This window comes from Burkholderia sp. BCC0044 (assembly GCF_902832955.1).
GTDB lineage: Bacteria > Pseudomonadota > Gammaproteobacteria > Burkholderiales > Burkholderiaceae > Burkholderia.
In genome coordinates this window covers 1,875,334-1,886,750 of record NZ_CADFDO010000002.1, presented here as the reverse complement: position 1 = coordinate 1,886,750, position 11,417 = coordinate 1,875,334, and the positions used below count along the sequence as shown (strand labels likewise).

Below are 11,417 nucleotides of genomic sequence, written 5' to 3'. Positions count from 1 at the left end.
TGTATCATTCGCCCTTCCTCAAGATATCCATCCGCCACTTACTTGTAAGTGTCTGATAAATCTAGATAATTTTCCTAACCCTTGCAAGGTTCCTGAATAACGCCAGGACCGATTCGCTCAGTACCGCCTGGCGGAAGGTGTTTGGCTTCACGCATGGCCTCTTGCTCGTCGACGCTTTTTTCGAAAACGTGAAGCGCGACGGCCAGAATGTCGTGCTTCGCTTCGACCCAACGCCTCCGCAACACATGCAGGTCGCCTGCCTGTGGACCCGCACCGAGATCCCTGGCGCCGACGATTTATGGTCCTTCGCGGCGATCACCGACGACCCACCCCCGGAAGTGGCGGCTGCCGGACACGACAGGTGTATTGTCCCCATTAAATCCTCGAACGTCGACGCCTGGCTCGCGCCGGATCCAAGCCGGCGCGCGCAACTGCGCGAGATCCTCGCCGACCGCGAGCGGCCGTACTACGAGCACCAACTCGCAGCGTAAACGCGGGGGTTGGTGGGCCGGTTATCTCTGTCATATACTGTACAAACATACAGTGTTTTGCGTAACCGACCCCATGCATCCCGCCCTCGCCCATCCAGAAGCAATCCATCCCAGTTTATGGCGCGCCAGCCAACTGGCGCGCTCAAGCGTGCGCGGCGTCGACACGGGCCATCCGGACTTGACGCCCGAACTGCCCGGCGGCGGCTGGCCGGCCGGCGCGCTGATCGAGCTGCTCGCAACGCAGCCTGGTATCGGCGAGCTTCGGCTGCTGGCGCCGGTGCTCACGCGTGCGGCCGGCAAGCCGGTCATGCTGATCCAGCCGCCACACGCGCTGCAACCGTTGGCGCTCGCGTATTGGGGTATCGATCCGGCCGGCTTCGTAACGCTGCCGGCGCCGCGCACGGCCGACGCGCTGTGGGCAGCCGAACAGGCGCTGCGTGCCGGCACGTGCGCTGCCGTGCTGCTCTGGCAGTCGCACGTCCGTGCTGACGCATTGCGGCGGCTCAATCTGGCCGCGCAGAGCGGCCAGGCGCTGTTCTACCTCTTCCGGTCTGCGGCCGCCGCGCGCGATGCGTCGCCGGCACCCTTGCGGCTCGCGCTGGCGCCCAAGCGCGACGGCATCGACGTCACGTTCGTGAAGCGCCGCGGGCCGGCACGCGACACGCCGCTGTTCGTTCCCCTGTCCCCCTCGCCGATTTTGTTGAACCGCCATGCAAGTCTGGATCGGCGTGCTGCTGCCCCACGTCAACATAGAAGTGTTCCGGCCGCGATCGCCGGCGCCGTCGCCTGACGATGCGCGCGGGCTCGTCGTGCTCGAGGGCGGCCGCGTCGTGGCGCTCGATCGCGCCGCACGCGCGCTCGGCGTGGTCGCCGGCATGCGCCGCGGTGGCGTGCTATCCCTCGCGCCGGACGCGCAGATACGCGAGCGCGACGCCGCGCGTGAGCGCGAGCTCGTGCTTGGCGTTGCATATTCGCTTTTGCAGTTCACGCCAAGCGTCGTCGACGCCGACGAAGCCGTGGTGTTGCTCGACGTGACGGCGAGCCTGCGCCTGTTCCACGGCATCCGCGCGCTGCGCCAGCGCGTGCGCGACGTTGTCGCGTCGTTCGGCGTCACGGCGGCGATATCCGTCGCGTCGTCGGGCCCGGCCGCGTGGATGGTCGCCCGCGGCCTGCGCGGCGGCCTCGCGCTGTCTGCGCGATCGCTGCGCCGCGCGCTCGCGCGCGTGCCGCTCGTCGTGGCGCCGGACGCCCGGCGCTACGCGAACTGGTTTGAGGATCTCGGCTGCGAAACGCTGGCCGATCTGCAGCGCTTGCCGCGCGCCGGGCTGAAAAAGCGCTGCGGCACGCAGCTGCTCGACTGGCTCGACCAGGTCGCCGGCGCCGCGCCGGCCGCCTACGACTGGCTCGAAATGCCGCCGTCTTTCAACACGCGCGTTGAACTGATGGATCGCGTCGAGCACGCCGAGGCGCTGCTGTTCGTCGCGCGCCGGCTGATCCTGCAGCTGACCGGCTGGCTCACCGCGAAGCAGCTGGACGTCGCCGCGTTCGCACTGCTGCTCGAGCACGAGCGCGGGCGGGACGCGATCGCCCCGACCGAGATCGAAATTTCGTTGGGCGCCCCTACCCGCTTCGAGGAACACCTGACGCGACTGGTCAAGGAGCGGCTCGGCCACGTCGAGCTCGTCGGGCCCGTGATTGCGGTGCGCCTGGTCGCCCGTCGCGTGCAGGAAGCGGCCGCGCCGAGCGACTCGCTGTTCCCGGAACCCGGCGGCAAGCCGCAGGATCACGCGCGGCTGCTCGAACTGCTGACCGCGCGGCTCGGCGCCGAGAACGTGCTCGTCCCGGCTCCCATGGCTGACTACCGTCCGGAGCCGGCCGCCCGATGGGTGCCGATGCGCGACGCGCCGAAGCCGGCGCCGCTGCCGGCGGATCTGCCACGCCCGGCGTGGCTGCTTGCCAAGCCGGTGCCGCTGCTCACGCGCCAGCATCGCCCGTTCTACGGCACGCCGCTGCGCATGGTGTCGCCCGGCGAGCGCATCGAAGGCGGATGGCAGGACGGGCAGACCGTGACGCGCGACTACTTCGTTGCCGAGGACGACCACGGAGTCTGCTACTGGATCTACAAGGAGCGGCCGACGGCCAGTGACGAAAGCGAATCCCGCTTTTTCCTGCACGGCCTCTTCGGCTGATCGTCATGGACGCCGGCAGTTTCGGCGCCCTGCCCGCATACGCGGAACTTCAGGTCGCCTCCGATTTCTCGTTCCTGCACGGCGCGTCGCGCGCGGAGGAATACGTGGCACGCGCGGCGCAGCTCGGCTACAGCGCGATCGCGATCACCGACGAATGCTCGCTCGCCGGCGTCGTGCGTGCGCACGTCGAAGCGAAGGCGGCGAACATGCCGCTGATCATCGGCTCGCACTTCCGGCTGACGGCCGCCGACGGCTCGCCCGCGCTCGCCTTCACCGCGCTGGCGATGAATCGCGATGGTTACGGCAACCTCTGCGAATTCATTTCGCTCGGTCGCATGCGCAGCAAGAAAGGCACGTACCGCCTAGCGCCGCTCGATCTCGAGCACCCGGAAACTCCGTACAGCCACCTCCGGAGCCTGCCCGACTGCATCGCGATCCTGTCGCCCGACTTCCCGGCCAACGAGCAGCGCTTCGACGCGCAGGTCGAATGGTTCGCGCGCGTGTTCGGCGATCGCGCATGGGTCGCGCTGACGTTGCACGCACGCGCGATGGACGACATCCATCGCGGCGTGGTGGAGCGCGTCGCCGCGCGCCACGGCGTGCCGGTGGTGGCCACCAGCTGGCCGCTGATGCACGTTCGGTCGCGCAAGCCGCTGCAGGACGTGCTGACGGGAATTCGCGTCGGCCGACCGGTAACGGAGTGCGGGTACGAGCTCGCGCCGAACGCGGAGCGTCACCTGCGATCGCGTCTGCGGCTCGCCAACCTCTATCCCGCCGGCGCGCTCGAGGAAACCGTACGCGTCGCACGGCGCTGCACGTTCTCGCTCGACGACCTCAAATACGAGTATCCCGACGAACTGGTACCCGCCGGCACCGACCCGGCGACGTACCTGCGCGAGCAAACCTACATCGGCGCGCGACGGCGTTTCCCGGATGGCATCCCGGTCGACGTCCAGGCGCAGATCGAGCACGAGCTGCAGCTGATCGCCGACCTGAAATACGAGGCGTATTTCCTGACCGTCTACGACATCGTGCAGTTCGCGCGCGAGCAAGGCATCGTGTGCCAGGGACGTGGCTCGGCCGCGAACTCGTCCGTTTGCTACTGCCTCGGCGTGACCGAGGTCGACCCGTCGCGGCAATCGATGCTGTTCGAACGGTTCATCAGCAAGGAGCGCAACGAGCCGCCGGACATCGACGTCGATTTCGAGCATCAGCGCCGCGAAGAGGTCATGCAGTACATCTACCGCAAGTACGGCCGCGATCGCGCAGCGCTGACGGCCGCCGTCACGACGTACCGGCCGCGCAGCGCGTTACGGGAAGCCGGCAAGGCGCTCGGCGTGGATCCGGCGATCGTCGAGCGCGTGGCAAAGCAGCATCACTGGTTCGACTCGCGCGCCGATCTGCTGCAGCGGTTTGCCGAGGCCGGCCTCGATCCCGAAGCGCCGCTGAACCAGCAGTGGGCCGGATTTGCCGCGCAGCTGCTCGGCTACCCACGGCACCTGTCGCAGCACTCAGGCGGCTTCGTGATCAGCCGCGGCAAGCTCACGCGACTCGTGCCGGTCGAGAATGCGGCGATGGAGAATAGGTCGATAGTCCAATTTGATAAGGATGACCTGGAAGCGCTCGGGATCTTGAAGATCGACGTCCTGGCGCTCGGCATGCTGTCGATGGTGCGCCGCGCGCTCGACATGATCTCGGAGAAACGCGGCGAGACATTCGAACTGCAGGACATCCCGGCCGAGGACAAGGCGACCTACGACATGTTGTGCGACGGTGACAGCATGGGCGTGTTCCAGGTGGAATCGCGCGCGCAGATGTCGATGCTGCCGCGCCTGCGGCCGCAGTGCTTCTACGATCTGGTGATCGAAGTCGCGATCGTGCGGCCGGGCCCGGTGCAAGGCGGGATGGTGCATCCGTTTCTCCGCCGGCGCCAAGGACTGGAGCCCGTCACATTTCCGTCAGAAGGCATGGAGAAGGCACTGGCGCGCACGCTCGGCGTGCCGATCTTCCAGGAGCAGGTGATGCAGGTCGCGATGCTGGCGGCCGGCTTCTCCGCCGGCGAAGCCGACCAGTTGCGCCGCGCGATGGCGGCATGGAAGCGCAAGGGTGGGCTCGAGCCGTACCACGAACGTCTCGTGAGCGGCATGCTGGAGCGCGGCTACGATCGCGAGTTCGCCGAGTCGATCTTCGCGCAGATCAAAGGCTTCGGCGAATACGGCTTCCCGGAGAGCCACGCGGCCAGCTTCGCGCTGCTCGTCTACTCGAGCGCCTGGCTGCGTCGACACGAACCTGCTGTGTTCCTGGCCGCCCTGCTCAACAGCCAGCCGATGGGCTTCTACACGCCCTCGCAGCTGCTGCAGGACGCGCGACGCCGCGGCGTTGAGGTGCTGCCTGTCGACGTCAACGTGAGCACATGGGATTCAACGATCGAAGGGCCGACGACGTCGGCACCCGTGCGCCTCGGCTTCTCGCTGTTGCGCGGCATGCGCGAGGACGTCGCCGGCCGCATCGAGCTCGCACGCGCAGCGCGGCCATTCGTCGACGTCGCGGACCTCGCGCGCCGCGCGCAGCTGGATCGCCACGACCTGCAGGTGCTCGCGCGCGCAAACGCACTTCAATCGTTCGCCGGCGGCACCCGACGCGCGGCGCTTTGGCTCGCGGCCGCTGCCGTGCCTGATCGCGACCTGCTGCGCGGCACCGAACGCGACGACGCGGTGCCGGCGTTGCCTCAAGCGTCGGAGGGCCACGAGATCGTGACGGACTATCGCGCGATGGGCTTCACGCTCGGCCGGCATCCACTGGCGCTGCTGCGCGATCGCCTCGCGTTGGATCACCTGCAGTCGGCCGAGCAGCTGGCGACGTTGCGCAGCGGCCAGCTCGCGCGCGCGTGCGGCCTGGTCACGGTTCGGCAACGGCCGGGCACGGCGAACGGCGTGCTGTTCATGACGCTCGAGGACGAGACAGGCACGGTGAACGTGATCCTCTGGCCCGGTCTGTTGGAGAAGTTTCGGAAGGAAGCGCTCGGCGCTGCGTTGCTCGCGGTCTACGGCGTGTGGCAAGCCGAAGGTAAAGTGCGACACCTGATCGCTAGCAAGCTCGTCGACCGCAGCGACTTGCTCGGTGCACTGCCGACGACGTCACGGGAGTTTTGCTGACTTTGACGCACGACTGCTTTCGGTTGCTACCGGCCGCCATTTAGTCGACTCCCCGGTAAAGGAGAGCAGTTGGCGGACGTGGCAAAACGACCGAGCCTGTCCCATGCTTGAAGGTAGCGGTACTTCGGAACGGTGGCAACGAGTGCGTCCATTCTTAAAAGCAACTGCTCGATCTCTGGCAGGCGGTTGGTGGGCACATGCCACTCTCGTCCGTCAGCAGCAGAATCGATGCTGTCTTGCAGCACGGTCTCGGCTCCAAGGAAGAGCGCCAAGTCACTGTCGGACACGTCAGGCTCGACAAGAAAGTACCCTAGATAGAGCACCCTGAGTAACGCAATCAACGTCTCATGAGTGCCCTTTCCACTTCGGATAGCCGCAAGTGCCAGGTGGTTTTCGAGTGAGATGGCGCGGACATGAGTCGCCGGTAGAGGCAATAGCTCAGCCTTGCTACGTGGTCGTCGATTCGGGCGTTTTTGCGACATTCTGAGGACGGCGCTTACTGTTGAATCGTTGCATTCTTCATCAGTCCACCAACGAAAATCGCCGTCGCCTTCTCGAGCGCCAACGCCTGAAGTTGCTGCTGAATCGTCGCCTTCGCTATGTCAAACGATGGGACCTGCGTCGGTCGCTTCGCGTCGACCTTTACGATCGCGCGTGGGCCATTGGCGTCATTGCCGAGCGCGATCGACTGTGGCGTCACACCGCCTGCAGGCAATCGCGTAATCGCCTGCGCAACCGTGAGCGGCAACCCTTGCGTATTCCCGTCTGTCACCGGCGTCTTGAAGCTCACCCACGGCAGTTCACCGCCGGCAGCAGCGGTCGGCGCCTGGCTGTACTGCCGAGCCAGTGCGTCAAACGACTGACCCGCTTTCAGGCCGGCCATCACCGTCGCAGCGGTAGCCGCATCTTTCGTCACGATGATGCGCGGCTTGATCTCTTCCTTTCCGAGCGATGCGACGATCTCGTCGTAACGCGCCTTGACCTGTGCATCCGAGACAGGCTCGGGCTTCACGTTATCGCGTACGAAAAGTTGCGTCTCGGCAGTCGATTTCGCAAGCTGCATGGCCGCCTGCACTTCGGGCTTGCTGCCGTAGCTCGCCTTGTCCGCCGCTTGCTGAATCAGCACGCGCGCGATCAGTTGATTCTTGATCGCCTGGCGAAACTGCGGCGTATCGGGCTGGTGGGACGCCTGCAACACCGCGTCGACTTCTGCCTGGCTGATCGGCGTACCGTTCACCGTTGCGACAACACCGGCCGCCAACGTCGAGGACTGTGCGTGAGCCTGGACAGGCAACGCCAATTGCCAGGCAATCGCCGTCGCGATCAGAATTCGGTTGAACGTCGTCTGCATACTTGATGCTCCTGCCTGTATGAAAAAGCACAGCAACCGCGGTTGCTGCACAAAGTATCCGAAACTCAGGGCGAACCGGACACGACCAAACTCGCTCTAGTAAAACCAGTTCAAGGTGCCGAGCACCAGTGTCGCCTTGTTGCCAAGTGCGGCCGGCTGTGTCAACGCGCGACCGACCAGCACCTCGCCCGACAACGATTGCTTGCGCCACTGCCATTGCGCCCGCAGACCGGCGCCGATGCCGGCGAGCGTCGGAAAGCCCGACGCACCGATCAGGCTCGTCTTGCCGGCGTCGAGAAATACATACGGCTCGATACGACCTTCCTTCCACATCGGCACGTTAACCCACGCGAATTCGTTTCGCGCATAGAGGCCGCGGTCCCCTGCGATCTCGCCCGACCGAAAGCCGCGGATCGTATCCATGCCTCCGAGATAGAGCTGCTCCGAGCCGTACAGCGCTGTATTCGTGTACTGGCCACCCAAAACGCCACGGTACACCAGCACGGCCCCGTTCAGCCTGGGTAGTGGCAACGTCACCGTCGCCGTCGCATCGAGCTTGGTGAACTGGCTATGCGCCGCGTCGCGCGCAATGCCGTGTTCATCGTGATTCGCGCCAAACCACGGCAGTCCCTGCGACACCCCGCCGTTGAGGGTGAAATTCCCTTGCGCGTCGTTCATCGCAAACTTGTGCAGCCAGTTGCCGCCGATTCGTAGCACGGCAACGCGCTGCGGATCGAGGTCTGCTCCGTTGATCGTCCGATCGGTGCGACGCCACGAGAGCGTCGTATCGATGCTGGTGATGTCGCTCACGGTCCTGCCGACCAGATAATTCCAGCCGCAAATGTGCGAGAGCGTGCGGCCATAGAGCAGCGCCGTCGAGCCGATCAGCTGCTGATACTCGGAGTCCGCGATCGTGTAGCTGAACGTACTGCGCCCGAACGGCACGGCAAAAGAACCGACCAGCGCGTTGCTGTCCTGACTGTCGAGGAAGTTGACGCTAAACGACTCTTGCAAACCAAGCAGATTGTTCGCTTCGACACCGGCCCGATATCGCGTCACGCCCGTTGCCGAGCTGCCGTAGTTGTCGACGCCGAGGTTGAAATACAGCCGGTCGCCAGGCTTGTTGTCGATGGCGACGATCGAGTCACCGGCGTTCTGGCCCGGCAGGATTTGCACCGCGGCCTGATTGCGGCGCAGTCGGTTGATCTGCGCGACGCCTTGATCGATGTCCGGCAGACGAAGCGGGTCACCGGGCGAGACTGGGAATGCATTCGCATAGCCGACGTCGGTGAACCAACCGCCACCTGCCGAAGCTTCACCAGGTTTGAGGCGATGGATCGGTTGCCCGTTGACGACAAAAGCCGAGACGTGACCGACTTGAATCGTGACCGTGAGCGTGCCGGACGAGAGGTTCTGTTTGCCAAGCAGTGCGCGAGTCGTCACGTAACCCGCCGAAACGAAGGTATCCGTGAGACGTTTCAGCAGCACATTAATCCGATGCGAGCCGAGTTCGTGATTCGCAAACTCCCCGACGATCGAATCAAGTTTCGTTCGCGATACACCGCTGGGCGAGGCGAACGGCTTACCGTCGGCCGATTGCAGCAAGATCTGTCCGACGCGAAACGTTGGACCACTTTCGACAATCGCGTCGACCGGCGTGCCGGGCGGAACGTCGAGCGTCGTATCGGCTGGCGGTGGGACAGTCACCGAAGGCGGCGGCTGCTCGAGCTGACGCTGGCGCGCCTGTTCGCGCTGCTGCTCGATGATCAGTTGAGCGGGGTCCTGCACCGGCCGGACCGCCGGAGGCACCGTTTGCGCATGCGCCGGCATGTACCACGCTGCGAGGCTCGCGACCAGCAGCGGTAGCTTGTATCGGGGGTAGACGGGTGCTTTCATCGTTGTTGTGCGTGCAGAAACCCGTGAGCCGACGTGGCGTTGCGGGTCGCGCCACTCATCGATGCGGCGAAGACGACCGCGATAGTCAGAAAAGAGACGACGACTATGCCGGGGCGATTTTTCGTTCGATAGTTCATTCGCTTAACGCCACCACCACGTCGTCAGGCCCAAATGCTGATCGATGGAAACCGGCGTTCGCGACGGCGCACGCACGGTAGTGATACCGCCTGCAGCCGTCACGCCCTTCCCGCCGCTGAACGAACCGCCGTCGATCACACCGTCTCCGGTCAGAAAGACCTGTCCGTTCGCGGCAAAGCCGCCACCGATATCCATCGCGATCAGCTGCGCCCACGTGCTACCGAAGAACGCCTTGAAACCACGATCCTGATTGATCGCTGAGTAACCGGTCACGCCCTGCGCATAGGTGACGGGCGCGTCTACCTTGATGTCGCCCGTTGCGAAGACATTGCCGCCGACGTTGCGTGCGACGGTGCCGCTCTTGATCGAGATGCTGCCGCCCGCGCCGGATTGCGAACCGCCGCTCGCCTGGATCGTGCCGCCGTAGGGCGTGACGTTGCTCGACGCGTTGGCGTGACAGAAGATCCAGCAGCTGCGCGAATAGTTCGCCTTCCCCGAGAACACGGCCGCATTCGTGAACGCATTCTGTGCCGCAATGGTGATATCACCGGTAGTCGCTTGAATGACACCGCCCGAGTTCGTCACGTTCCGCCCGGTGATCGTCAACGGCCCGCTGGTCGTCGCGAGGTAGGCAATTTGGTCGGGCCGGTTGACGGTGCCGTAGTCGATATTCACGCCCGTCGTCGAATGCGTGAAGAACAGGAAGCTGCCGCCTCGATCCGTGTACGCGGTCGGCTGGCCGCCATTCGTGCCACCCGAATGGTCGATGACGTTCAGCACGTCGCCTGCCGCGGTCAGGCTCATGCCGCCGTTCGATGCGACGCGCGCGTTATCGTTGATAATATTGCCGCCCGCAGTCAGCGATGTCTTGCCGTTGGCCGAAAAAATGATGCCTTGATTGTTCGCGCTCGATCCGTTGCGAATATCGCCGGCAGCGATCAGCGTCAGGTCGCCGCCGGAAGGCGTGCCGTTTGTCGTCGTACCCGCCTGAATCACGCTGCCGACGTTCGTAATGGCACCGCTGCTCGTCAAGTTGACAGCATTGGTTGCACTGAGCGTCGACGGGCCGGCTGCATCGTCCGAGAGCGAGATCGAGCTGGCATGAACTGTCGCGTTGTTCCCGGCGTTCAGTTGGGCGCCCTGTAGGGTAACCGCGCCTGTCGTCGAAATCGAGGCGTCATGCGCGCCGAAGAACTGGTTGTCGGCGATCGTGACGTCGCCGGTCGACGTGACCACGGCATCGCCCGCGTTCGCGTAGAGCTTCCCGAGGCTTCGGACGCCCGCGCCCTGGTCGGTGATGACGAGTTCAACCCGTCCGGCCGTCAGTCCGCCGGCGGCCGTGATATCGACGGCGAGCGCTTTGCTCGTCGCGCCGGCAGACGATGCACCGATACGCCAGTCGTGTCCGTTGTCCGTGGGCGACATCCCGCCGTTCCAACTCGTCGTACTGCTGCCAACCGTGCCACGGATAAAACTCGGCACGCCAGTTTTGTTGTCGTAGGTATTCGTGACCGGCCCGTTCACAGCCAGTTGCTTGGCGACAAGGTCGAGGCCAATCAGGTCGCCTGTCAGGCCGCCGGCACCGATCGTGACCGCGCCGCGGTCCGTGTTCAGTACGATGTTGCGCTGCACCGTGCCCGGTGCAAGCGTTACGTCGGTGAAACTCACTTGACCGGTCGACAACACGACATGACCGGTGTTCGTGAAGCTTCCGCCGTCTACGGTCACCCCGTTCGGATTCGCCAGGATGACGTTTGCGCGTGGACCAAGGACGTTGATGTTGCCTTGGATCAGTGACGGGTTTGTGCTCGTGACTTGGTTGACGATCGTGCGTGCATTGATGCCGACGTTGTTGAGGTCCGCGCCAGCTCTCGAGATGCTGAAGGACGAATAGGTGTTGTTCGAAACGCCGCCGATTGCAGGTGCGATGTTGACGGTCTGTCGACCATTTGCCCCGTTAAGGACAGCTGTCGCGGTACCGCCGTCGGCGGTGATTCCGCCAGCATGGGCGCAGTATGGAACCGTTGCCCACGCTAAAAATAGACTGCGCCGCAGTATGCCAGTTAGCATCGATCCCCCGAATCGTTCTTGTATCTTTTAATAGCTGGACTCTTGCCCGATCAGTCTCCGTGAGACGATCATGTTCAGCTGGATGACGAAATAATTGCTCTCCATACTCGCCTATTGGTATTTCCGA

7 protein-coding genes and 1 pseudogene are annotated in these 11,417 nt (G+C 64.5%); 4 read left to right on the top strand and 4 right to left on the bottom strand.

What is annotated here, in order from left to right; genetic code table 11:
• Positions 1–98: 98 nt before the first annotated feature.
• The 4 genes and pseudogenes from HWX14_RS16915 to HWX14_RS16900 form a co-directional block, all read left to right on the top strand.
• A pseudogene (locus HWX14_RS16915) lies at positions 99–491 on the top strand (SOS response-associated peptidase family protein); the annotation flags it as partial.
• Between the two features lie 73 nt (positions 492–564).
• The gene (imuA, locus tag HWX14_RS16910) at positions 565–1,281 is read left to right on the top strand and encodes a translesion DNA synthesis-associated protein ImuA (RefSeq protein WP_151062584.1); all 717 of its coding nucleotides are present in this window, start codon (positions 565–567) and stop codon (positions 1,279–1,281) included.
• Positions 1,202–2,680 carry a DNA polymerase Y family protein gene (locus HWX14_RS16905; RefSeq protein ID WP_170297401.1) on the top strand — a complete coding sequence of 493 codons (1,479 nt, stop codon included), beginning with the start codon at positions 1,202–1,204 and terminating at the stop codon, positions 2,678–2,680. The genes imuA and HWX14_RS16905 overlap by 80 nt, the downstream gene beginning before the upstream one ends.
• Before the next feature lie 5 nt (positions 2,681–2,685).
• Positions 2,686–5,835, top strand: a complete 3,150-nt coding sequence (locus tag HWX14_RS16900; protein ID WP_151062585.1) for an error-prone DNA polymerase — start codon at positions 2,686–2,688, stop codon at positions 5,833–5,835.
• A gap of 26 nt (positions 5,836–5,861) precedes the next feature.
• Here the strand turns inward: HWX14_RS16900 and HWX14_RS36545 are convergent, their stop codons facing one another.
• From HWX14_RS36545 to HWX14_RS16880, 4 genes are all read right to left on the bottom strand, one after another.
• Complete coding sequence (locus HWX14_RS36545; protein WP_233629096.1) at positions 5,862–6,122, bottom strand: hypothetical protein; 261 nt, start codon at positions 6,120–6,122, stop codon at positions 5,862–5,864.
• A gap of 209 nt (positions 6,123–6,331) precedes the next feature.
• Positions 6,332–7,186, bottom strand: coding sequence for a peptidyl-prolyl cis-trans isomerase (locus tag HWX14_RS16890; protein WP_151062586.1), 855 nt, complete (start codon positions 7,184–7,186; stop codon positions 6,332–6,334).
• Positions 7,187–7,282: 96 nt separating this feature from the next.
• Entirely contained in the window at positions 7,283–9,082 is a 1,800-nt protein-coding gene (locus tag HWX14_RS16885) for a ShlB/FhaC/HecB family hemolysin secretion/activation protein (RefSeq protein WP_174904697.1), read from the bottom strand.
• A 141-nt stretch (positions 9,083–9,223) separates the two neighbouring features.
• Positions 9,224–11,290 carry a filamentous hemagglutinin N-terminal domain-containing protein gene (locus tag HWX14_RS16880; protein WP_151062587.1) on the bottom strand — a complete coding sequence of 689 codons (2,067 nt, stop codon included), beginning with the start codon at positions 11,288–11,290 and terminating at the stop codon, positions 9,224–9,226.
• Positions 11,291–11,417 lie beyond the last annotated feature (127 nt).